Consider the following 21847-nt stretch of genomic DNA (forward strand, 5'->3'; position numbering starts at 1 on the left):
AAGGGCCTTCGGGCTACGAAAGACAGAAACCGGTGATGCGAAAGGCAGGGGTGGCGACGGTCTGCGCCGCCCTTTGCGCGTCGTAACCATGGTGCGGAAAAGCGGGTGCCGCTTTCGACCGATCATGCGAAGGCGAATGCACAGAGCAAGGTGACGATCGAACGACGTCATCTCGAACGAATTGAGTTGAAGAGCGCGGGCGGCGACGCACGCCCGCATGAAGCGCGTTTCGGGAGCTTGATGAATGGCCACCAAGGCAAAGACGCTGCAGGTTAAGGACAAGGAAAAAGACGACAAGGCAGCGGACGCCCCTGAGAAGGATAGCCCCGATGCGCCGTCGCCGTTGCTCGACCTGACGGATGCCGCGGTCAAGAAGATGATCAAGCAGGCCAAGAAGCGCGGCTTCGTGACCTTCGATCAGCTCAACGAAGTCTTGCCCTCCGACACCACCTCGCCCGAACAGATCGAGGACATCATGTCGATGCTCTCGGACATGGGGATCAACGTCTCCGAGGCCGAGGAAGCCGACGAGGAGGCCGAGAAGGAAGAGGCCGACGACGACACCGACAACGAGCTGGTCGAGGTCACGGCGAAGGCTGTCACCGAGGTCAAGAAATCCGAGCCCGGCGAGCGCACCGACGATCCCGTCCGCATGTATCTGCGCGAGATGGGCACGGTGGAATTGCTGTCGCGCGAAGGCGAAATCGCGATCGCCAAGCGCATCGAGGCCGGCCGCGAGGCGATGATCGCAGGGTTGTGCGAAAGCCCGTTGACCTTCCAGGCCATCATCATCTGGCGCGATGAACTCAACGAAGGAAAGATCTTCCTTCGCGACATCATCGATCTCGAAGCCACCTATGCCGGCCCCGACGCCAAGAACAACATGAACCCGGCGATGATCGCCGCCCCCGCAGGCGACGGCCAGGCCGCCAACGGCGAAGCCGCGCCCGCGCATGTCGCGCCGCCGGCTGCTCCCCCGTCGCCGACCCCGTTCCGCGCAGCCCCTGCGGGCGATGCGGAGACGGAAGAGAAGGATCCTGCGGAAGCCGCCGCCGAAGGCGACATGGATGACGACGAGTTTGAAAACCAGATGTCGCTCGCCGCTATCGAGGCCGAGCTGAAGCCGAAGGTGGTCGAGACCTTCGACAAGATCGCCTCCGAATACAAGAAGCTGCGGCGTCTTCAGGAGCAGGACATCGCCAACCAGCTTCAGAGCGAGTCGCTCTCGCCCTCGCAGGAGCGCAAGTACAAGAAGCTGAAGGACGAGATCATCGTCGAGGTGAAGTCGCTGCGCCTCAACCAGGCCCGCATCGACAGCCTCGTCGAGCAGCTCTACGACATCAACAAGAAGCTGGTTTCGTTCGAGGGCCGCCTCTTGCGCCTCGGCGACAGCCACGGCGTCGCGCGCGAAGACTTTTTGCGCAACTACCAGGGCTCGGAGCTCGATCCGCGCTGGCTCAACCGTGTCTCGAAATTGTCGGCCAAGGGCTGGAAGAATTTCGTCCATCACGAGAAGGACCGCATCAAGGAGCTGCGCCACGAGATTCAGTCGCTGGCGGCGCTGACGGGTCTGGAGATCGGCGAATTCCGCAAGATCGTGCACGGCGTGCAGAAGGGCGAGCGCGAGGCGCGCCAGGCCAAGAAGGAAATGGTCGAGGCCAACCTGCGTCTCGTGATCTCGATCGCCAAGAAGTACACCAACCGCGGCCTGCAGTTCCTCGACCTGATCCAGGAAGGCAACATCGGGTTGATGAAGGCGGTCGATAAATTCGAGTATCGCCGCGGCTACAAGTTCTCGACCTACGCCACGTGGTGGATCCGGCAGGCGATCACGCGCTCGATCGCTGACCAGGCCCGCACCATCCGTATCCCCGTGCACATGATCGAGACCATCAACAAGATCGTGCGCACCAGCCGCCAGATGCTCAACGAGATCGGCCGCGAGCCGACGCCGGAAGAGCTCGCCGAAAAGCTCGGCATGCCCCTGGAGAAGGTCCGTAAGGTCCTGAAGATCGCCAAGGAGCCGCTCTCGCTCGAAACGCCTGTCGGCGACGAGGAAGACTCACACCTCGGCGATTTCATCGAGGACAAGAACGCGATCCTCCCCATTGACGCGGCGATCCAGTCCAACCTGCGCGAAACCACCACGCGGGTCCTGGCCTCGCTCACCCCGCGCGAAGAACGCGTGCTCCGCATGCGCTTCGGCATCGGCATGAACACCGACCACACGCTGGAAGAAGTCGGCCAGCAGTTCTCGGTGACGAGAGAGCGTATTCGCCAGATCGAAGCCAAAGCGCTGCGTAAGCTGAAGCATCCGTCAAGGAGCCGCAAGCTGCGGAGCTTCCTGGACAACTGATCTCGTGTCCTGGACGCGGTGCGGCACGCAGTGACGCTCCGCAGAGCCGGGGACCCACAGACTCCAGCAGGAAACAACAACGGCGGGCGAAAGCCCGCCGTTCCTGCTTTGTCAGGTCGCACCAAATTTCTCACGCCAGCGCCCGGGGCTACCCCTCTCCCCACCCTCCCGCGCATCCGCCTTCGCCAAGGCTTCGGCGGACACGAGGGGGGGAGGGAGGCCTGCCAGCGTGGTCGCCTCACATTGCATTACGGCCTTGCTTCACATTGCGTCATGGCCATTCCCTATCATTAATCAGGGACGCATCGGCGGTAGGGTTCCCTCTCCCCTCGTGTCCGCCGAAGCCTTGGCGAAGGCGGATGCGGGAGAGGGTTAGGGAGAGGGGTACCGCTTGCTCCGCTGCTAATTGAGTCCGTAGACAACACCGCTCTCCGGCGATCGCAACGTTGGTTGATGCAACGGGCCTTGCCTGCGAGCCTACTTCTTCTTCGCCCCAACCCTACTGATGCTCTTGATCTTGAGCTGTGGGCGGCCGGATTTCTCGGCGATCTCGCGGTCCTGCTCCATGATATAGCCGCGCGCCGGCTCGTCGCCGTCGAGCCCGCCGAGCAATTCGGCAGGCACGCGCCGGTTGGAGCGCTGCGAGTCGTCTTCATAGACGACATTGAAAAAGGCGAACTCGCCCTTGGGGTTGGTCCCGGGTTTTTTGGCCATGGCGGCTTGTCGTCGATCGGGCCGCTACTGTCAAAGAAAATAGCGCGCATCCCGCGCTCATCTACCCTGCGCGAGGTGGGTGAAGAAACCTCTTGCTGAGCGATCTGGAAGGCCAGTTGGTGACATTGCTGGGCACTCGCCTCATGCTGCCCCTGAGTGGTTTGCGTATGATAGATTGGGCGGTCTGCCTGGAACAGGCGAAGGGGCGATGGTGATGCCGGTAGGCTCCAACACGAAGAGCGATCTCGCCCCGGTGCTGATGGCCTGCTGCCTTGCCATGCTGGCAGTGGGGGACAACAGCACGGCGATCATGGCGGCGCTCCCCGACATGAAGGGCAGCCTGCAGCTTGGTCCGGCCGAAGTCGAATGGGTGGTCAACGCCTATCTCCTGACCGCCGCGATATTCATCATTGTCGGCGGCGGCGCGGCGGACCAGCTCGGGGCGCGGCGATCCTCGGTTGCCGGCATCGCCTTGTTCGCTCTAGCCTCGCTGATCATCGCGCTCGCGCCGGCCGGCTTCGTGGTGGTCGGAGCACGTGCGCTGCAAGGGCTGGGGGCCGCATTCGCAGTGGCCGGCACGCTTGCGGCGGTAACCGAAGCGGCGCCCGACGCGCGGCGAGCGGAGGCGATCGGCGCCTGGACCGGCTTCCTGATGGTAGGCTTCAGCATCGGGCCGCTCGTCGGAGGAGCCGTGACGCATTACGCGGGCTGGCGCTTTATCTTCTGGCTGAATGTCGTCGCGATGGTGCCCGCCGCCCTGATGCTGCTGCGGCATCCCGGCGCTGGCAGCCGACGCACGATTTCGATGGACTGGGCGGGACTTGGCATTCTCGCCGTCTTCATGGTGACGCTGATATCGGGATTGCAGGCGTTGGCGCATGTCCGCATCAATCCGCTGGCCGCCATCGTCCCGCTCGCGCTGGCGGCGATTGCGTTGCTGGCATTGATCCGGATGGAGATGCGGCGTCCTCAGCCACTGGTCGATTTCGGCCTGTTCGCGAACCGCAATTTTGCGATCGCCACTGGCCTCCTGTTTCTCGTGATGTTCGACATCATGACGCTGCTGCTCTACTACAACCTCTTTGCGCAATCCGCTGATGGGCTCGGCATATCAGCCGTTGCGGCCGGCCTTTCCCTGTTGCCGCTCTCCGTTGCACTGTTCGCCTTCGCGCGAGCGGCTCCCTCAATTGCAATGAGGATCGGCGTGCGGCGCATGCTGACAGGTGGATCGCTCCTGCTCGCTCTCGGTTGCGCCATTATTTGGTCGTCGCTCCAGATCGAAGCGAGGTTGGCACTTCTGATGCCCGGCCTCTTTGTTGCCGGTGCGGGAATCGCGCTCGTCTACGCCTCGGCGCCGCGGCTCGGGCTTGCGACGCTGCCCCAACTACAGGCCGGGAAAGGTTCGGGCATGCTCAATTCGTGCAGCTTTCTCGGCGGCACCGTCGGGGTGACCTTCGGAGGAATCGTGTTCGCGCTGAGCGGATTCTCCAGTGTGCTCGTGCTGCTGGGAGTTTCAGCGCTGGCGAGCGCGGTGCTCTGCCTTCGGCTGCCCGTGGAATGAAAATCAACTTCTCTGAGCGAAATCGGCAAAACGGAATCCGAGAAGCTCAACCGCATGCCGGATTTCCAGCACCCGCAACCGTGACGAAAGCGATCGTGGCCGGCGCGATCTCGATCGAACCCGGCGGCGATGTCACCGCGGCAAGCGGCGGAAGTTCGTCGTTGGGGCCGAGCTCCAAGACTGTTCCATTCAGCTTCACGCTGGCGCTTTGCAATTGATCCGCCGACAGCGTGTAACGCTCGCTCGCCGCGGGCAACCGCAAGGTTGCCGTGGCCGTCCTGTTCGTATTGATGGCGAGCAGTGTGACGGCCCCACGCCCGCCTCGCCGGCAATGCGCGTAGAGGTGCATCCCATCGTGCACGCCGGCGTCGAGAACGGTCGCGCCCATGAGCCTGCGCCACAGCAGCGCCGCCCAGTAGTTTGGCCGCGGCCGCAACGTCGTCTCGTCAAGCAGGCCGTAATCGCTTGCCGCCAGCGTGTTGTGCGCCACCATCTGGACGCCGGCCCTGGCAAGTCGGCCAAGCTGATCGAGATATCGGAACGTATCGAGGAAAGTGGAAGCCCAGGGATTGCCGCCGCAGGCGGCCTCTGCGCTTTCGGTCAGCCACATCGGTCTATCAGGCGCAAACTCGTCCCTCAGCGAGCGGTAGAACGCGAGCGTTTGCTCCGTGCTCGCCAGCCAGGTTTCCGAAAGCGCGGCCTCTGGTGTGGTTTGGCCCGGAATCCCGGAGCATCGTTGCGAGAGGGCGCCGTAGTGATGATAGGAAAAGACGTCGATGCCGGGGCCGGATGCGGCAAGCAGATCCCGCGTACGGAGAAAATCGGAGCTGGATTGCGGGGGTGATTGCGACGCTGTTGTCTCGCCGATCGAACCAGGGCCCAGAACGATCACATCCGGTTGGTTGTTCCTGATGAACGCAACAAAGGCTTTGAAGTCCCGTCCATAAGCCTCCGCGTCGTATCCTTTCGGTGCGCCGCCCATGGCCGCCAGCGTCGGCTCATTCATGAATTCGGCGGCGGCAATCCTGCCACCGATGGATTTGGTGTAAGAAAGCAAGCGCCGCGCCTGATCGCTCCGCCATCGGCCTGCTGCGTCGCGGATGCCGGAGCTTATGGCCATCGAGGTCACGATCTCCGCCCTGGCCGCGCGGGCAAAGTCGACGACGCCTCTCCAGCGCTCGCGGCTCAGCACCGCACGGAAGCCGTTGGGCGGCGTCGCGGGCGTCTCATCGCTTTCTGCAAAGTAGGTGCTGTTGGCCCAGGTGCCGCTGATGCGCAGGTAGGCCGGGGCCAGCGCGGCAGCCAATATGCGCAGCCGGCGGTTCGACAGGTCGATCGGCGCTCGATACGCGTAGCGATCGGGATTCGCCCCCGCCGGGATATTTTCGGCGTTACCGTCGCCGCGAGCAGATGGCGCCGAGGCACTCGACCTGTAGGGTTTCCAGAACCGTCCGCCGGTGACCTCGACCATTTCCACATTGTACGATTGAAAACGCTCGTCGATGGTGCCGAGACGGGGCAATCGTGAAGGGTCTACGGAAAGCGTTGGCGCCTGTGCGGCTGCGTCGTGCATCGCTGCCAGCACGGCGAACACAATTCCCATTCCGACTTTGAAACCACTGGACCTGGTCATGGCCATCGTCCCTGGGAAGCGCCAAGGCGGGCGTCCGGCGGTTCAACGAACGGCCGGCATATCGATCGATTCAAATTAGTCGCAATCATGGCCTTTTTCGAGATGGCTAAGGGCTAGCAGATTCTGCCCATGCATCTGCCGCAACTCTCGAAGCGCGGGTGAGGACGTGCTAGAAACCGATGCGTACTTGCAGGCTCTCTCAGGAATGGTCTTTCCATGCTCCGTATCGCATTTGCTTTCAGCGCCACCGTCGCATTGTTCGCGTCCTTAAGCCCCCACGCCCACGCCGCCCAATGCGGCAGCTCCGCCGCCGGCTATGAGTCCTGGAAGCAGCAATTCGCCGGCGAAGCTCGCGCCAAGGGTATCGGCGCCTCGACCATCCAGGCCTTGATGGCGACGAACTACGCGCAGGCGACCATCAATGCCGATCGCGGCCAGCGCAGTTTCAGCCTCTCGCTCGATCAGTTTCTCGCCAAGCGCGGCGCCACCACCATCGTCGCGAGGGGGAGGAAGCTCAAGCAATCGCAAGCCGCGCTGTTTGCCTCCATTCAGAGCCGCTATGGCGTGCCGCCGGGGCCGCTGCTCGCGATCTGGGGCATGGAGACCGGGTTCGGCAGCCAGCGCGGCAATCAGAACATGCTCGCCTCGATCGCGACGCTCGCCTATGACTGCCGGCGCTCGGCCTATTTCACCGAGCACCTCTACGCGGCGCTGCAATTGATCGATCGCGGCGCGCTCTCTGCCGGCCAGCGCGGCTCGATGCATGGCGAAGTCGGGCAGACGCAGTTCATGCCAAAAGCTATTTTGGCTTACGGTACCGGCAATCTTGAAAACTCGGCCAACGCGCTGATGTCGACCGCGAACTTTTTGAAGGCGCATGGCTGGCGCGCGGGCGCCGGCTATCAGCCGGGCGAGCCGAATTTCGCCGCCATCCAGGCCTGGAATGCCGCGGGCGTCTATCAGAAGGCGATCGCGCTGATGGGCCGCCAGATCGATGGTGGGGAGTAGGGGGCACTCCTGTCTCCGTTGTCATGCCCGGGCTCGACCCGGGCATCCATCATCTTCGCGAGAATCTTTCGAAGGAGATGGATTGCCGGGTCAAGCCCGGCAATGACAGACAGAGCCACCTGCCGCACGGTATCTTCCCATGGCATAACGAACGCGGGAATGAACAAGGGATTCGCATGCGCATATTTCGTTGGGCCATTTTTCTCGGCGCCGTCATCTTCTCCACCCCCACTTACGCTGCCCGCTGTGGCGGCGATTTCAACACCTTCGTTTCGGCGATGGCGGCGGAGGCGCAGGCGGCCGGCGTGTCGCAAGCGGTGATCGGCCAGGCCTTTGCCGGCATCGCGCAGGATCCGGCGGTGCTCGCTTTCGACCGCCGCCAGCGCGGCACCTTCAACAAGACGTTCGAGCAATATGTCTCGACCCGCGTCGGCCCCGGACGCATCAACATCGGCCGGCAGATGCTGCTGAGGCACGCGTCACTGCTGGCGCGCATCGAACAGAAGTTCGGTGTGCCGCCGCAGATCATCGTCGCGATCTGGGGGTTGGAGTCGGACTATGGCAAGGGCGACATCGGCAAGATGCCGGTGATCCGCACGCTGATGACCATGGCTCATGATTGCCGCCGCACCGAATTGTTTCAGGGCGAATTGCTGGCCGCGCTGAAGATCGTGCAGCGCGGCGATCTCCCGCTGCGCGACCTGATCGGTGCCTTCGCCGGCGAGATCGGCCAGACGCAATTCCTGCCGTCGTCCTACATCAAATACGGCGTCGATTTCGACGGCAACGGCCATGTCGACCTTCGCCACAGCGTGCCCGACGTGCTCGCCTCCACCGCGAACCTGCTGCACGTGTCAGGCTTCAAGGCCGGCGCGCCCTACGGCGAAGGCACTGCGAATTTCGAAGCCATGCGGGAGTGGAACAGGGCGACGATCTACCGCAAGACGATTGGATATTTTGCGGACCGGCTGGTGGGGCGCTGATCTAATCTGCCGCCACACGATCGGTCTGTTCCCTCCCCCCTTGCGGGGGAGGGTTAGGGAGAGGGGTGGCGGCATCGGCGGTGCTCGTGGAGAGAACCCCTCTCCCCAGCCCTCCCCCGCAAGGGGGGAGGGAGCCGACCACCCGAGCGTCGACAGTGTCACACTCGAGATCGACAGTGTCGCTCGAGAATGAAATCACTTCGCCTGCGCGCCCATCTTCTCGATCCGCTTCGCCAACACCGCCCAATAGGTCGCCGGGCGAAACCGCTGCAAGAGGTCCATGAACTTCGCGTCGTTGCCGATCAGAATGCGCGGCTGGTTTTTCTCGATGCCGAGAATGATGCGTTGCGCCGCGGCCGGCGGCGTGGTCCTGGCGATCGCATCGAAACGCTCGATCGATTCGGCGCGGCGCGCATTGTCGGCGATGCCGTTGCCGGTGCGGGAGTTGCGCACGATGTTGGTCAGGACCCCGCCGGGATGCACCACCGAGAGCTTCACCGGGCTGTTCGCCATCGCGAGCTCATGCCGCAGGCTTTCCGAAAATCCGCGCACCGCGAATTTGGCGGCGCAATAGGCGGTCTGGCCGGGCGGGGCGACGATGCCGAAGATCGAGGAGAGGTTGACGATATGCGCCTCCGGCTTCGTCGAAAGATGCGGCAGGAACGCGCGCGTGCCGTGCACCACGCCCCAGAAATTGATGTTGATCAGCCATTCCATCTGCGCCTGGTCGACCTCGTTGAAGGCGCCGAGCAGCGCGACGCCGGCATTGTTGATGACGATGTTCAGCTCCGGATGCGCGGCAATGGCCGCGTTGGCAAATTCCTGGATCTGGGCGGGCTCGCCGACATCGACGCGGTGGATCGTTACCTTGCGCTTGTTAACCTTTCCGATCTCGGCGGCCACCTGCTGCAGCCCGGCCTCGTCGCGATCGGCGAGCGCGAGATCGCAGCCGCGCGCGGCCAGTTCCAGCGCCAGCGCGCGGCCGATGCCGCTGGCGGCGCCGGTCACGGCGGCCGCGCTTCCAGATATCGCAGTCATGTCGGATCGAACTCCTTGCAGGTCGGATAGGTGGGTTCCTGCAAACTTTCGCAAATTGGAACCGAACCATAAAGCGGTTTCCGCGCTTAGTGTCGAATACCCGACAGAGGGGCGGCATCGCCAGCCGACGCGAACCTGAGAGGAGGCTCACATGGGACAATCCAAACCCCATCGCGCAACGGCCCTCATTGTCGAAGACGACCCGATGCAGCGGAACATGATCTGCCTGCTGCTCGAGGAGAGTGAGGTCGATGTCATCGAATGCGAGAGCGCCGAGGCCGCTGAGCTGGTGCTGGAGCGCGCTGCAGGCAGTCTGGTCCTGATGATGACCGACGTGCAGCTTGCCGGCAACATGGATGGCGTCGAACTCGCGCACATCGCAAGGAAGTACAATCCCGAGATGGGCGTGATCGTCACCTCGGGCAAGCCGCTGCACCAGGAATTACCCGACGGCGTGCAATTCTGGGCCAAGCCCTGGGCGCCGCTCGACGTGATCCGCGAGGCGGAGCGCATGGTCTATGCACGAGAGCACGGCGGCGAACAGCGTCCGTAAGCCGCCGCCCTGCTTTCGCGCCAGATGCCATCGTGCTAATGGCAGGGCATGACCCTGTCGTTCCTGTTGACCTCGCTGGTCGTGGTCGCTTCCCCCGGCACCGGCGTGCTGTACACGCTGGCGGTGGCGCTGACGCTGGGCGCCGGCCGGGCATCGCGGCGGCCTTCGGCTGCACCCTCGGCATCGTGCCGCATATGCTGGCCGCCATGCTCGGGCTCGCCGCCGTGCTGCACACCAGTGCTCTGGCTTTTGCCGCGCTGAAATGGTGCGGCGTGGCGTATCTGCTTTACATGGCCTGGCAGGCGTTGCGCGAGACGGGCGCTCTTGCGATCAACACGCGCCCGGCCGCGAAGGCGCGGTCCAGCCGCCGCGTCATCGTGACCGCCGTCCTGGTCAACATCCTCAATCCAAAGCTCTCGATCTTCTTCCTGGCCTTCCTGCCGCAATTCGTCGCCGTCGACGAGCAACATCCGCTGGCGCGGATGTTGGAATTGAGCGCAGCCTTCATGGCGATGACGTTTGCGGTGTTCGCGCTCTACGGCCTGTTCGCCGCCGCGATGCGCGACCGCGTCATCACCCGGCCGAAGGTGATGGCCTGGCTGCGCCGCAGCTTTGCGGCGGGATTTGCCGCGCTCGGGGCGAAGCTGGCGCTTGCGGAGCGGTAGATTTTTCGCGCGGCCGTTATCGCGCGCGCAGCAACGCGATCCATAATGAGTTGGTAGCCGCAAATAAAAAGGCGGACCTGCGGCCCGCCATTCTCCAAAACTAGCCCGGAGTTGGGAGCCCGGGCGGAGCTGAGCACTCCACCCGGGCCGAAATTCACTTCTTCTTCGACTTCTTGGCCTTCTTGGCCTTCGCCTTTTTCGCCTTCTTCGCTTTCTTAGCCATAGTATCCTCTCAAGGTTTTCATGGATTGAAACGCGACACCGAGGCATGCTTGGCGGAGGGCCAGCCTCGCAACATCCTCGCACACGATCCCAGCAGATTCGCAGGCGCCTGCCGCGTGCCGTCATGGCGGTGTCATCACGTTATCCACAGTTGTTATGCATTTTGATGCGATTTTTTGCCGAAACGCGCGTCGCCGCTGCCGCTCGCATGCGCGCATCATGCTTAACGATGTCCGAACGCGCGCGATCTTCATCAATTCAAAACCACGGTTTGGATTGGCCGGCGGCCATCAGGGTCCGTTAAGCGGCGTAGATGCATCTTGTCCCGTAAGACGACGGGGATTGTCGCGGGAGATGGCTCGGGGCGCGCGGAAGTCCCAGGCGGTCGTTAGACAACAGGGGAGACGGGACGCGTGCGCGTCCTGAGTTCGCAATGCTTAGCGTTCCGACGCTGTGGACGGTGTTCGTCATCAATTTTCTCGCGCTGGGCCTGATCTGGGCCTACGTCATGCGCTGTTATCCGTCGTTCGAGGCCGCGCGGTTCTGGACCGGCTCGGCATTCGTCGCGGCGGCCGGTGCTGCGATGGCGATGCTGCGCGTAGTCTTCCCGGATTCGCTCGTGCCGTTGCTGTTCGCCGGCACCACGCTGGTATTGGCGATCTGCCTTGCCACGATGGGAATTCAGAAATTCTTCACCCGACCCGTTTCGTGGCTTCGCACCGCGTTGACCACCGGCTTTACCTTTGTCGGTCTGTCCTTTTTCATTTTCGTCTACGACAGCGTGCCGGCGCGGATGACCGTCTTTACGGTCGCCCAAGTGCTGCCGATGGCGATGGGCCTGAAGCTGTTGCTGACCCCGCACGAGGGTCGCATCAATCCGGGCGCCCGGCTGGCCGGCGTCGTCACCATCATCATCATGACCATTCTCGCGGCTCGGTTGGCCGGCGCGGTCACCGGCATGGGTCCCAGCTTCTCCTACATGCATTTCACCCCGGCGCAGTCGGTCGTCATCCTGGTGCTGGTGTTCCTGTCGATGTCGCTCAATTTCGGCTTCCTGCTGATGGCGATGGACAGGTTGCGCAACGAGGTCGCGGATCTGGCGCTGCTCGACGACCTTACCGGCGTCGGCAATCGCCGTTATCTGGTGCAGCGGCTCACGGAAGAATGCGCGCGCTCCGAACGCAGCGGTCAGCCCTTCGCGCTGTTGGTGATCGATCTCGACGGCTTCAAGGGCATCAACGATACCTACGGTCACGCCGCGGGCGACGCCTGCCTGCAGCATTTCACCCTGATGGCGCAAACCCGGCTGCGGCCCGGCGACATGCTGGCACGCACCGGCGGTGACGAATTCTGCATCGTGTTGCCGTCCTCGACGCTGCGCGAGGGCGCGATGATCGCGCGCCGCGTGCTGGAGGTCTGCCGCGCGGACGCCGAACAATGCGCTGGCAACGACATTCCGATCGCGGTGTCGATCGGCGTCGCACAATGGACCCGCGAGACGGGCGGCTTCCCCGATCGCCTGATCGCTGCCGCCGACCACGCGCTGTACGACGTCAAGAAGGCCGGCCGGAACGGCTTTGCTGTCTACGATCCGGCGCCGCCGCTGGTGCCCGAGGCCGAAGCGGCAGCGGACGTGGCCCTCCGCAAGCGGGCCTGAGGCGTGTTACTAAGGTTCGTCACTGGACCCCGGTCATGAATCTTCGTCTCGTCGCGGCGGTGCTGTTCGCTCTTTCACTTCCTGCTTGCGCCTGCGCGCAATCGCCCGACCTCGCCGCAATCGCGCGTTCGTCGGGCACGCCGGATATTCCCGGCTTGAAGATGGTCTGGCTGGCGCCATGGGGCGATCGCGCAAGGGCCCATCCCTGGCGCAACATCATCGTGCATCAGACCGAGGGACCGGCGGGCTCCGCGCGCGGCGGCGCGCTGGCGCAATCGAAGAACCCGACGCGGCGCGGCGTCATGGTCTGGGTCGAAACCGACGGCACGGTGTACTGGGCGGTCGGCGAACATCTCGTTCCGACGCATGGCGACGGCGCCAACCGCAACGACAACAAGTACATCGACAACGGCCCGACCTACCGTCAGGTGGTCGGCGGCAATTCAATCGGCGTCGAATTCGCCGGCAATTTTCCTGATGTGACGCGGGGCCCGACGGATGCGCAAGTAGCGGCGTGGCGAATTCTGGTAAAGGTGCTGCGCGCGCGTTACGGCATTCCGCTCGATCGCGTCTATGCGCACAACTGGATCGACTTCAAGGACGCCCGTTATTGCGAAGGCTGCGCGCTGGCAAGGATGGCGCGGGAGTGGGGGGAGTAGATTACTGCTGTCATCGTCCGCGAAGGCGGACGATCCAGTATCCCAGAGACCGTAGTTATTGCGCGTCGTCTCACGACGGCCGCGGCGTACTGGGTCCCCCGCCTTCGCGGAGGACGACAGCGATGTTGGTGAAGCAGCACGCGTCCACAAAAACAAGCGTCCACAAAACAAAAAGCCGGCGTTGCCGCCGGCTTTCGTTACTTGATACCTCTGCCGCGATTAGTGCGCGGCTTCGAGTTCGGCTTCCTGCCGGGCAATCGTGCCCTTGACGGCCGACTGCACCTTTTCGAAAGCGCGGACCTCGATCTGCCGCACGCGTTCGCGCGAGACGCCGAATTCGGCGGCGAGGTCTTCCAGTGTCATCGGCTCTTCCGCCAGGCGCCGCGCCTCGAAGATGCGGCGTTCGCGCGGGTTGAGCACGCCGATGGCGCCGTTCAACGCCTGACGGCGATGATCGAACTCCTCGTGCTCGGCCATCACGGCTTCCTGGTTGGGCGAGTTGTCGACCAGCCAGTCCTGCCATTCGCCGGCTTCGCCGTCGTCGCGGATCGGCGCGTTGAGCGACGCGTCGCCGCCGAGACGGCGGTTCATGTCGATCACGTCCTGATCCGTCACGCCGAGACGCTTGGCGATCAGCTTTACCTGGTCGGGGTGGAGATCACCCTCGTCCAGTGCGGAGATCTTGCTCTTCGCCTTGCGCAGGTTGAAGAACAGCTTCTTCTGGTTCGCGGTGGTTCCCATTTTCACGAGCGACCATGAACGCAGAATGTACTCTTGAATAGAGGCCTTGATCCACCACATGGCGTAGGTGGCGAGACGAAAGCCCTTCTCGGGTTCGAACCGCTTGACCGCCTGCATCAGGCCGACATTGCCCTCTGAGACGACTTCAGAGATCGGCAAGCCGTAGCCGCGATAGCCCATGGCGATCTTGGCCACGAGCCGGAGATGGCTGGTGACAAGGTGATGCGCCGCGTCGCGATCGTCATGCTCGCGCCAGCGTTTGGCGAGCATGTATTCCTGCTGGGGTTCCAGCATCGGAAATTTGCGGATCTCGGCGAGGTACCTAGAGAGACCGGATTCTCCATTGAGAACCGGCAACGTAGCTGTACGGGCCATTTGAGCGCCCTCCAGTGGTTCAGGCCCCCGATAGCGGCGGGCCCGGCAGGTGATCGCTGTGTTAAAGCCAATCACGCTGCGATGTTCCGCGTTGGATATTCAACGCATATGCAACATAGCAAAAAACGAACAAATAGGGAAGGAATGCTGACGTCACGTCCCCGTGTGTCAGCCATAACATATTGGTATAGCTTAAGTTTCCTGAAAAGCCTGCGTCATAGGGCCGCTTCCAGGGCGCTTTGCAGGAGGACGAGATCCTCCGGCAGGGGCGCCTCCCAATGCAAAAGTTCTCCCGTTCGGGGGTGTTCTAGGGCAAGCAGATAAGCGTGCAGGGCCTGCCGGCCGAGGGCGGCTAGCGCCACCTGGCCCTCGGGGCCGAGGTGGCGGGATTTGGTCTTGAAGTGCGGGCCATAGACGGCATCGCCCATCAGGGGGTGGCCGATATGGGCGAGGTGCACCCGGATCTGATGGGTCCGTCCGGTCTCGAGCTGGCAAGCGAGGAGGGAAGCGACCGGCTTGCCGTCGCGTCCCTGATAGGCGGCCTGCAATTCCCAATGGGTGACGGCCTCGCGTCCACCCGGGCGCACCGCCATTTTTTCACGCGCATAGGGATGCCGGTCGATCGGCGCGGCGACCGTGCCGCGCTGGCGGTTGGGTACGCCCCAGATGAAGGCCATGTAGCCGCGCTGCATCGGACCGGTGCGGCCGTGATCGGCGAATTGCGCGGTCAGCGATTGATGGGCGTGGTCGTTCTTGGCGACCACCATCAGGCCCGTCGTGTCCTTGTCGAGCCGGTGCACGATGCCCGGCCGCCGTACGCCGCCGATGCCCGAAAGGCTGGCGCCGCAATGCGCGATCAGGGCGTTTACCAGCGTGCCGCTCTCGTGGCCGGCGGCCGGGTGCACGACCAGCCCCTTCGGCTTGTCGATGACGATGATGTCGTCGTCCTCATAGACGATATCGAGCGCGATAGCTTCGCCCAAAGGCTCTGGCGGAGCGGCTTCGGGGACATCGATTGTGATCGTATCCCCGCGCGCGACATGATAAGCGGGGTCGCGGATGGGGGTGCCCCTGGCGGTAACGGAACCGGCCAGGATCAGCGCTTTCAGCCGCGAGCGCGACAGTTCCGGGCGAAGCACCGCGAGCACGCGATCGAGGCGGGGCGATCCCTCGTCGCCGCCGACAATAACCTCCAGCCTTTGCCCGCCGTTCGATAATCCCTGTTCCAAGCTAGAGCCTTGCATGACCGATACCGTTGCGCCCGAACCAACCCCCGAGCAGGCCGCGCTGATCGCGCGTGTCAGGCGGATGATGCTGATCGCGGGCCTGACCTCGGCGCTGGCGATCGCCGTGGTCCTGATCGCCGTCGGGTACCGCCTTTACCGCGGCGAGGGAAGCCCCACCCCTGGCACGACGGACATCACGGAAACCCTGCCCAGGGGCGCCCGCATCGTCGCGACGGCAGTCGCCGGCGAGCGGCTGGTGCTGACGCTGGATATAAGCGGGGTGATCGAAATCCGCACGTTCGACGCCAAGACGCTGAAACCGGCGGGAAAACTCAAGTTCGTCAATGAACCCTGAGGCCGGGCGGATCGGGTGTGCAGCGGGTCGGCCCGAGAACCCGAAGCGACAGGGTTAACCACCCGTGCGAAGGCTTCAGACTTGCCTTGCCGACCGCGCATTTCGAGGCTATTCCCTGAAGCACACGCTCCCTTCGTCTAGCGGTTAGGACGCGGCCCTCTCAAGGCTGAAACAGGGGTTCGATTCCCCTAGGGAGCGCCAAATCGCCACCGCTCTGAACAAAACTGCGAACCCATGGTGGCACGGGAGCCATCAACGTCAGTGGGTTTTCCGCCAGGGCCAAGACATCAACTGACAAGACATCAACTGACAAGGCATCAACTGAAACGCCGCGGTGCATAAGCTGGCATAGAATTACGCGCTGACGGTAGGATCGGCCGGTCCGATCCTGCCCCCAAAAGTTCGAAAACAGCTTCACTCGTTGCGCGGTCCCGGCGACGGAGCTTCGAGCTTCCGCGTTTCCCTTTTGCCGCGCAATCCCGACCACGAATCAAGCGGCAGGCGTCCCTCATTTCCGCTATGATCAAGCCATGACGATCGGGATTACCGGACCCGAACGGAAGGTACCAAGGCAAAGCGCCGTGGTCGGGTCCTTCATTGCGGCCGTCTTCGTCGGGATTTGCCTGATCCTGCTCTGGCTCACGAGCGGCTTCCTGGTTGACTGGCTGTGGTTTTCCGCGATCGGTTATCCGCAGGTTTTTTGGACGACAATCGGCGCCAAGGCCGTCGTCTTTTTTGCAGTCTGGACCGGTACTGCGGTCGTCCTTTGGTTGAACGGATGGCTCGCGGTGCACTTTGCGCGGCGGCAGCCGCCGCAATCTGTCGCGGCGTTCGTGTGGAATCTTGCGGGCAACGTGCCGGCGCCCGACCTGTTGCGCGATCGGCTGCGATGGTCCCGGGTTGTCGCGGGCGGTGCAGGTTTGCTCGCTCTTCTGGTTGCCGCGGCAGAAGTCGGCAATTGGGGCGTCATCCTGCAGTTTTTCTATCACGTCCCCTTTGGTGCAGACGATCCGCTCTTCAACAAGGACATCAGTTTCTATCTGTTCGTACTGCCGGCCTATATCCTCGTCAAAAACTGGATGCTGCTCGTACTCGTTCTGAGCGCGCTTTTCGCCGCAGCGATCTATTGGGTGCATGGCGACATCGAATACGACATTCATCATCGATCGATGTCGCCGACAGCAATCGCTCACGGCTCGGCGTTGCTCGCTCTCCTCCTCGTCGCGAAGGCCTGGTCCTACGTTCTCGACCGTTATCTGCTGCTCTATGGCGACAACGGCGTCGTCGTGGGCGCTAGTTTCACCGATGTATATGTTGGGCTACCGGGCCTGTGGCTAATGATTGGGCTGTCGATCATTGCGGCGTTTGCTGCATTGGCAAACCTCCGGGCGAGGACCTACCGGCTTCCTGCCGCCGCGGTCATGCTTGTCGTCATCGGCTCTTTCGTGCTGTCCGGCGTAGCTCCCGTGCTGTTCCGGCAGTTCTTCGTCAAACCAAGCGAGTTGGAGCTGGAGAAGCCCTACATCGAACGCAACATCGCGCTCACCCGGCAGGCATACAATCTCGATCAGATCGCAGCCAAGCCGTTTGCTGCCGAACAGACGCTTACCTTCAAGACGCTTGAGGCCAACAAGGCGACCATCGAGAATATCAGGCTGTGGGACTGGCTGCCCTTGTCGGACACCTACGCGCAGCTTCAAGAGATCCGCACTTACTACAAATTCCATCATCTTGACGTTGATCGCTACTGGCTCGATGGCTCCTACCAAAGCGTAATGATCTCGGCCCGCGAACTGCGGCCCTCCTTGCTGCCGCCGAATGCCCAGACATGGGTCAACCGCCACGTGCTGTTTACTCACGGCATCGGCGCAGTGATGAGCCCGGTCACTCGCAAGAGTGCCGAAGGGCTCCCATTCTTCTATCTGCGCGACATACCTCCTGTTGCGGACGGAGGCCTCCAGATCCATGAACCGCGCATCTACTACGGCGAAGAGCGCGACAGCTACGTCATCGTCAAGGGGAGCACACCCGAGTTCGACTATCCGAAGGGGAAAGACAATGTCTACGCGGCTTATGACGGCGCGGGAGGCGTTCCGATAGGGGCGATGGTGTGGAGAGGTCTGTTTGCTTATTACGTCAACGACCCGAACCTGGTGCTCTCAAGCTACATCACCACCGACAGCCGGATCATGATCCGCCGCAATATCGGGGAAAGGGTACGGACGATCGCTCCGTTCCTCAGGCTCGATCACGATCCTTATCTGGTCATCAGCGATGGGCGGATGTTCTGGATGCAGGACGCTTATACGGTGAGTTCCTACTTCCCCTCTGCGCAGCCGGCGCAAGGCCTGGATCTCAACTACATTCGCAATTCGGTGAAGGTTATCGTCGATGCTTATAACGGAACTGTCGACTTTTATCTGATGGATACCGCGGACCCCGTAGCCGCAACCTTCCAGCGCATCTTTCCGAGCTTGTTCAAGCCGTTCGCGGCCATGCCGCCAGACTTGCAGAAGCACATTCGCTATCCGGAGGATCTGTTCCTGATTCAGGCGCGGCTGTACCAAACCTACCACATGGACGCGGCCGACGTTTTCTATAATCGCGAAGATCTCTGGCAGTTTCCGCGCCAGCCGGGTGGCGGCGGCACCGCAATGATGGCGCCTTACTACATCATCATGCGGCTGCCCGGCGAGCCGCAGGCCGAGTTTTTCCTCATGCTCCCGATGGTGCCCAGCCGCCGTGACAACATGATCGCGTGGCTCGCCGCGCGCTGCGATGGGCCCGACTACGGCAAACTGATCGTTTACGAGTTTCCCAAGGAGAAGCTCGTCTATGGACCATTCCAGATCGAAGCACGGATCAATCAGAACACCGAGATAACCCAACAAATCACGCTGTGGAACCAGATGGGCTCGCGGGTGATACGCGGCGCGAACCTGCTTGTGATCCCGATCGAGAACTCGATCCTTTATGTAACGCCGCTCTATTTGCGGGCGGAGCACGGACACCTGCCGGAGCTGAAACGCGTGATCGCAGCCTACGGCGAACATGTGGTGATGAAGGAGACGCTCGCCGAAGCGTTGTCGGCGCTGTTCATGGAGCCCGGCGCTGCGCCGGCAGTTTCAGGCACGATAGGGGAGACGCCCGTGACAAGCCCAGCGGCAAGTCAGGCACGGGAGGCGCTTGATCGCTACAATCAAGCAGTGGAGCGATTGAAGTCCGGAGATTGGAAAGGCTTCGGCACGCAGTTCGATGCAATGCGCGAGCTTTTGGAGAAAATGAACCAACGCTCCACTGGCCACTAGGCTGCGAACTTTCAGTCCAGCGCTACCTCGGACCCGGAGAAGTGGAAATTGCGAACGCGGCACCCCGGCGGAGCTTCGCCTTCACGCTAGCCACCCGAACCCTTTCTTTCGATCAGCGCTTTGATGCCGAAGACGGCAATGATGATGATGGCCGCCTGAGCTGTGATCACCGCCGGCCAAATGCGCGAAAAGGCGGGGTCCACGTATTTCTGGGGACCGAACGACACCAGCGCCGTGAGGGCGAAAAGAAGCGCAAATGCGCTGCCGACGCGACCGCCATGGCGGCCGAGCTGGAACGCGGCTGCGCCAATCGCCAATGACGCGCCCAGGAAGGGCGCGAGAGCGAATGGCGCCACCTCCAGCGGCGGATGTGGCGCGGTGCGCGTGAACAAGGCCAGCAGCATGACGGCGGTGAGTACCAAGAGGACAAGGACCGCGGTCTGCGTGGGAGCGCTCTCTTGGCCGTCTGACTGTAGCGGTTGTGCCATCTCAATCTTCCGTACTTGCGGGTACGCCTTGACCTTTCCGTACCGCAGGGTACGGTTGCTGTCAAGCGAGGTCTTGATGGGGTGCTGTTCGTGAAGAGGACTTCCCGCGACCGACGTCGCGACGAGATCCTGGATGTGGCCGTTCAGGTGCTGTCCGAGCGCGGATATCGCGATGCCAGCATGCTCGAAATTGCCAACCGTGCATCGGCATCCAAGGAAACGCTCTACGCGTGGTTCGGTGACAAGCAAGGCCTCCTTGCGGCCTTGATCAAGAGAAACGCTCAACTCGTGCAGGCGGTCCTCGCCGGGTACCTGGAGGGCGATGCGCCTCCCGAACGCCTGCTGCTCGAATTCGGTCGCGCTCTCCTTGAACTGCTCTTGGGGGATAGTGCGGTCGCGATCAACCGTGCCGTGATTGCCGAAGTGAAGTCGGATCCCGCGCTCGCGCGAACGCTGGCCGCCGGCGGGCGCCAGGCTGTGTTGCCAACCTTCATCCGATTGCTGGAGAGGTATGCCGAACATGGGACACTGAAGCTCGACGACGCCACCCAGGCCGCCGAAGACTTTCTCGGCCTGTTACTTGGTGACGCTCAGATCAGGCGGCTTCTCGGTTTGCTGCCGCGGCCCAGCAAGGCGCAGGTCGAGGCGCGTGCCGCCCACGCCACCCGCGCTTTCCTGCTTCTGTATGGGCGATGAGCGAATGGAAATCTTGAGTTAGCAAACGTAGCCCGGATGAGCGCAGCGACATCCGGTGGGATCGTCCATCCCCGCATATCGCTGCGCTCATGCGGGCTACTCGCTGACGAACGTCGCGGGACAAGCGGCCTCACGCATACGCAAAAACGGCAACCGTCCCCTTCATAGCAAAGCTATTGAGCCGCCGTCACTCGCAACGATTTCCTCAGAGCCCGTTCGGGGCTCGATTCCGTATCCGCGATCGGGCGGCGGTAGGTCGCGACGCGGCGCATCCAGCCGACCTCGAAGACACGGTTGGATGGAAGGTTGCGAATCCTCTGCTGCAGGACGAACTGCGCCGCATCGGCGAATTCGGCGCGCACGACCTTCGGATCGCTGGTATCACCATTCATCTTGAGCAGCACCTGCTTGAGACCCCAACCCTGCCGCCGCCCGGTCTCCCTGTTCATGGCGGTTTCGTTCGGGTTGGTGCCCTCGCCCTTGAAATTGATGTAGTCGATCAGCGGATAAAAATTCTCGGAGGCGCGAACAACGCGCGTGAACTGGATGACGATATGTTCGCGCTCCGAGCCGTCGGGCGTCGTCTTGAGGATTTTTTCCATCGCACCTTGCGCCCGCGCCATCATGAATTGCGTCTGCTCCGCCACGGTGCCGAGCAGAAACTGCCTCAACTCATTCATCTGCGGTGAGTTGGCGTTCCTCCTGAATTCGGCCCGGCTTGTCCACGGGTTGGCCGGAATTTGCGTCTGGTCCAGCCAGCCGGGCAAACGCACGTTCTTCTTGCGCATGAATTCGAGCAGGGCCGGAAAGCTCTCCTCGAAAGGCAGCCATTTGCCGACAGGAAACCAGATGAAATGACCGATCCCTAAGGAAGCGAATTCCTCGTTCGCATTCCATGACGTGATCGCATCACGTCTTCCGCCTGTTTCATTCAGCCAGATCTTCTGGCCGATCTTCTTCGCCAGATCGCCCGGCAAGACGAGCTGTGGTACAGGCAAATCCTTGGCCTCGTGGCTCGATTTCCGTGCTTCCGGCATTTGCACGGCAGCTTCCGGCGCCGGCTTCTGCACCTCGGGCTGTCGCAGGACTGTTTCGGGCTCCGACTTCTGCGTGCGGGATGCTTGCGCGGCGCCGTGCCCACTCTGTTCTTTTTCGGTATCAGCGACGCCTGTCCCGGCCGGTGCAGCTGTTTCCGCCAATGCCGTTTGCATCGCCATACCATCGACGATGACACACGTGAGCAGCCATGAGCCGCAAGCAAGCACCTTCGCGCTGTACTGTCCGGCTTTCGCTTGCCGTGCCGTTCTCCTGCCGCTACCCGCACGCCAGCGGCCCATGAAATCACCGCCCATGTCCATGTTTCCGAAGGCGAGCCTGACGGGAAGGGTCGTACGGGCGAACAACACGATGCGTATGGCGAAATCGTGGGATCATAGCGGCGGCCCGGTGCCAAATTACGGTGGCAGTGCTGGACTGCACATAAAACCCCAGAGTTTGAGTGCACTATCCCCAATGCTCGAACGGCAGGTATGGCTAGCTTGAAATCGAATGCTGTCGATGCGAGACAAGGGCAAGCTTGCCAACGCGTGGGCGCAGCCTTCTGCGAAAG

General features: G+C 62.5%; 17 protein-coding genes, 1 tRNA gene and 1 pseudogene. 12 read left to right on the forward strand and 7 right to left on the reverse strand.

Annotated features, from left to right (window positions below; genetic code table 11):
- The first annotated feature begins 244 nt into the window (after positions 1 to 244).
- Complete coding sequence (rpoD, locus tag LMTR3_RS00880) at positions 245 to 2356, forward strand: RNA polymerase sigma factor RpoD (protein ID WP_065743211.1); 2112 nt, start codon at positions 245 to 247, stop codon at positions 2354 to 2356.
- A gap of 477 nt (positions 2357 to 2833) precedes the next feature.
- On the opposite strand, the gene LMTR3_RS00885 is transcribed toward rpoD, so the two are convergent.
- Entirely contained in the window at positions 2834 to 3070 is a 237-nt protein-coding gene (locus LMTR3_RS00885; protein WP_065732426.1) for a hypothetical protein, read from the reverse strand.
- A 208-nt stretch (positions 3071 to 3278) separates the two neighbouring features.
- Between LMTR3_RS00885 and LMTR3_RS00890 the strand changes: the two genes are divergently transcribed.
- Positions 3279 to 4631 (forward strand): MFS transporter, encoded by a 1353-nt coding sequence (locus tag LMTR3_RS00890; protein ID WP_065743212.1) that lies wholly within the window; start codon positions 3279 to 3281, stop codon positions 4629 to 4631.
- Positions 4632 to 4677: 46 nt separating this feature from the next.
- Here the strand turns inward: LMTR3_RS00890 and LMTR3_RS00895 are convergent, their stop codons facing one another.
- Complete coding sequence (locus tag LMTR3_RS00895) at positions 4678 to 6264, reverse strand: glycosyl hydrolase family 79 N-terminal domain-containing protein (RefSeq protein ID WP_141686414.1); 1587 nt, start codon at positions 6262 to 6264, stop codon at positions 4678 to 4680.
- A 216-nt stretch (positions 6265 to 6480) separates the two neighbouring features.
- Between LMTR3_RS00895 and LMTR3_RS00900 the strand changes: the two genes are divergently transcribed.
- Positions 6481 to 7272: a lytic murein transglycosylase gene (locus LMTR3_RS00900; RefSeq protein ID WP_065743214.1), complete on the forward strand. Its 792-nt coding sequence runs from the start codon at positions 6481 to 6483 to the stop codon at positions 7270 to 7272.
- Between the two features lie 176 nt (positions 7273 to 7448).
- Positions 7449 to 8255 (forward strand): lytic murein transglycosylase, encoded by an 807-nt coding sequence (locus LMTR3_RS00905; RefSeq protein WP_065743338.1) that lies wholly within the window; start codon positions 7449 to 7451, stop codon positions 8253 to 8255.
- A gap of 195 nt (positions 8256 to 8450) precedes the next feature.
- Here the strand turns inward: LMTR3_RS00905 and LMTR3_RS00910 are convergent, their stop codons facing one another.
- Positions 8451 to 9293 (reverse strand): SDR family NAD(P)-dependent oxidoreductase, encoded by an 843-nt coding sequence (locus LMTR3_RS00910; RefSeq protein ID WP_065743215.1) that lies wholly within the window; start codon positions 9291 to 9293, stop codon positions 8451 to 8453.
- 151 nt (positions 9294 to 9444) lie between these two features.
- Here LMTR3_RS00910 and LMTR3_RS00915 point away from each other — a divergent pair, with 151 nt between their 5' ends.
- The 4 genes and pseudogenes from LMTR3_RS00915 to LMTR3_RS00930 all read left to right on the forward strand — a co-directional run bounded on the left by LMTR3_RS00915 (position 9445) and on the right by LMTR3_RS00930 (position 13049).
- Positions 9445 to 9846 (forward strand): response regulator, encoded by a 402-nt coding sequence (locus LMTR3_RS00915; protein WP_065743216.1) that lies wholly within the window; start codon positions 9445 to 9447, stop codon positions 9844 to 9846.
- A gap of 48 nt (positions 9847 to 9894) precedes the next feature.
- A pseudogene (locus LMTR3_RS00920) lies at positions 9895 to 10511 on the forward strand (LysE family translocator).
- Between the two features lie 655 nt (positions 10512 to 11166).
- On the forward strand, positions 11167 to 12390 hold the full coding sequence (locus LMTR3_RS00925) for a GGDEF domain-containing protein (RefSeq protein WP_065743217.1): 1224 nt from the start codon (positions 11167 to 11169) through the stop codon (positions 12388 to 12390).
- A 35-nt stretch (positions 12391 to 12425) separates the two neighbouring features.
- A complete protein-coding gene (locus tag LMTR3_RS00930) occupies positions 12426 to 13049 on the forward strand; it encodes a peptidoglycan recognition protein family protein (RefSeq protein ID WP_065743218.1) in 624 nt (207 codons plus the stop codon).
- A 219-nt stretch (positions 13050 to 13268) separates the two neighbouring features.
- Here LMTR3_RS00930 and rpoH read toward each other — a convergent pair whose 3' ends face one another.
- Positions 13269 to 14165 (reverse strand): RNA polymerase sigma factor RpoH, encoded by an 897-nt coding sequence (gene rpoH, locus LMTR3_RS00935; protein WP_028350232.1) that lies wholly within the window; start codon positions 14163 to 14165, stop codon positions 13269 to 13271.
- A gap of 215 nt (positions 14166 to 14380) precedes the next feature.
- Positions 14381 to 15409: an RluA family pseudouridine synthase gene (locus LMTR3_RS00940; RefSeq protein WP_084029308.1), complete on the reverse strand. Its 1029-nt coding sequence runs from the start codon at positions 15407 to 15409 to the stop codon at positions 14381 to 14383.
- Here LMTR3_RS00940 and LMTR3_RS00945 point away from each other — a divergent pair.
- From LMTR3_RS00945 to LMTR3_RS00955, 3 genes are all read left to right on the forward strand, one after another.
- Positions 15408 to 15746, forward strand: coding sequence for a hypothetical protein (locus tag LMTR3_RS00945; protein ID WP_065743219.1), 339 nt, complete (start codon positions 15408 to 15410; stop codon positions 15744 to 15746). The genes LMTR3_RS00940 and LMTR3_RS00945 overlap by 2 nt on opposite strands.
- 126 nt (positions 15747 to 15872) lie before the next feature.
- Positions 15873 to 15947: transfer RNA gene (locus LMTR3_RS00950), tRNA-Glu, on the forward strand.
- 329 nt (positions 15948 to 16276) lie between these two features.
- Entirely contained in the window at positions 16277 to 19054 is a 2778-nt protein-coding gene (locus LMTR3_RS00955; RefSeq protein WP_084029310.1) for a UPF0182 family membrane protein, read from the forward strand.
- An 86-nt stretch (positions 19055 to 19140) separates the two neighbouring features.
- Here the strand turns inward: LMTR3_RS00955 and LMTR3_RS00960 are convergent, their stop codons facing one another.
- On the reverse strand, positions 19141 to 19542 hold the full coding sequence (locus tag LMTR3_RS00960) for a hypothetical protein (protein ID WP_065743220.1): 402 nt from the start codon (positions 19540 to 19542) through the stop codon (positions 19141 to 19143).
- Between the two features lie 81 nt (positions 19543 to 19623).
- Between LMTR3_RS00960 and LMTR3_RS00965 the strand changes: the two genes are divergently transcribed.
- Complete coding sequence (locus LMTR3_RS00965) at positions 19624 to 20238, forward strand: TetR/AcrR family transcriptional regulator (RefSeq protein WP_176721796.1); 615 nt, start codon at positions 19624 to 19626, stop codon at positions 20236 to 20238.
- Between the two features lie 173 nt (positions 20239 to 20411).
- Here the strand turns inward: LMTR3_RS00965 and LMTR3_RS00970 are convergent, their stop codons facing one another.
- A complete protein-coding gene (locus tag LMTR3_RS00970; protein WP_065743342.1) occupies positions 20412 to 21590 on the reverse strand; it encodes a hypothetical protein in 1179 nt (392 codons plus the stop codon).
- Positions 21591 to 21847: the final 257 nt, after the last annotated feature.

Source organism: Bradyrhizobium sp. LMTR 3 (genome assembly GCF_001693485.1).
Classification (GTDB): Bacteria; Pseudomonadota; Alphaproteobacteria; order Rhizobiales; family Xanthobacteraceae; genus Bradyrhizobium.

What these genes read in the sequence shown, in the direction of transcription:
- LMTR3_RS00885 (WP_065732426.1), bottom strand. Translation starts at nt 3,070, where the DNA reads ATGGCCAAAAAACCCGGGACCAACCCCAAGGGCGAGTTCGCCTTTTTC.
- LMTR3_RS00890 (WP_065743212.1), top strand. Translation starts at nt 3,279, where the DNA reads ATGGTGATGCCGGTAGGCTCCAACACGAAGAGCGATCTCGCCCCGGTG.
- LMTR3_RS00940 (WP_084029308.1), bottom strand. Translation starts at nt 15,409, where the DNA reads ATGCAAGGCTCTAGCTTGGAACAGGGATTATCGAACGGCGGGCAAAGG.
- LMTR3_RS00905 (WP_065743338.1), top strand. Translation starts at nt 7,449, where the DNA reads ATGCGCATATTTCGTTGGGCCATTTTTCTCGGCGCCGTCATCTTCTCC.
- LMTR3_RS00910 (WP_065743215.1), bottom strand. Translation starts at nt 9,293, where the DNA reads ATGACTGCGATATCTGGAAGCGCGGCCGCCGTGACCGGCGCCGCCAGC.
- LMTR3_RS00945 (WP_065743219.1), top strand. Translation starts at nt 15,408, where the DNA reads ATGACCGATACCGTTGCGCCCGAACCAACCCCCGAGCAGGCCGCGCTG.
- LMTR3_RS00895 (WP_141686414.1), bottom strand. Translation starts at nt 6,264, where the DNA reads ATGACCAGGTCCAGTGGTTTCAAAGTCGGAATGGGAATTGTGTTCGCC.
- LMTR3_RS00955 (WP_084029310.1), top strand. Translation starts at nt 16,277, where the DNA reads ATGACGATCGGGATTACCGGACCCGAACGGAAGGTACCAAGGCAAAGC.
- LMTR3_RS00900 (WP_065743214.1), top strand. Translation starts at nt 6,481, where the DNA reads ATGCTCCGTATCGCATTTGCTTTCAGCGCCACCGTCGCATTGTTCGCG.
- LMTR3_RS00960 (WP_065743220.1), bottom strand. Translation starts at nt 19,542, where the DNA reads ATGGCACAACCGCTACAGTCAGACGGCCAAGAGAGCGCTCCCACGCAG.
- rpoD (WP_065743211.1), top strand. Translation starts at nt 245, where the DNA reads ATGGCCACCAAGGCAAAGACGCTGCAGGTTAAGGACAAGGAAAAAGAC.
- LMTR3_RS00970 (WP_065743342.1), bottom strand. Translation starts at nt 21,590, where the DNA reads ATGGGCGGTGATTTCATGGGCCGCTGGCGTGCGGGTAGCGGCAGGAGA.
- LMTR3_RS00930 (WP_065743218.1), top strand. Translation starts at nt 12,426, where the DNA reads ATGAATCTTCGTCTCGTCGCGGCGGTGCTGTTCGCTCTTTCACTTCCT.
- rpoH (WP_028350232.1), bottom strand. Translation starts at nt 14,165, where the DNA reads ATGGCCCGTACAGCTACGTTGCCGGTTCTCAATGGAGAATCCGGTCTC.
- LMTR3_RS00925 (WP_065743217.1), top strand. Translation starts at nt 11,167, where the DNA reads ATGCTTAGCGTTCCGACGCTGTGGACGGTGTTCGTCATCAATTTTCTC.
- LMTR3_RS00915 (WP_065743216.1), top strand. Translation starts at nt 9,445, where the DNA reads ATGGGACAATCCAAACCCCATCGCGCAACGGCCCTCATTGTCGAAGAC.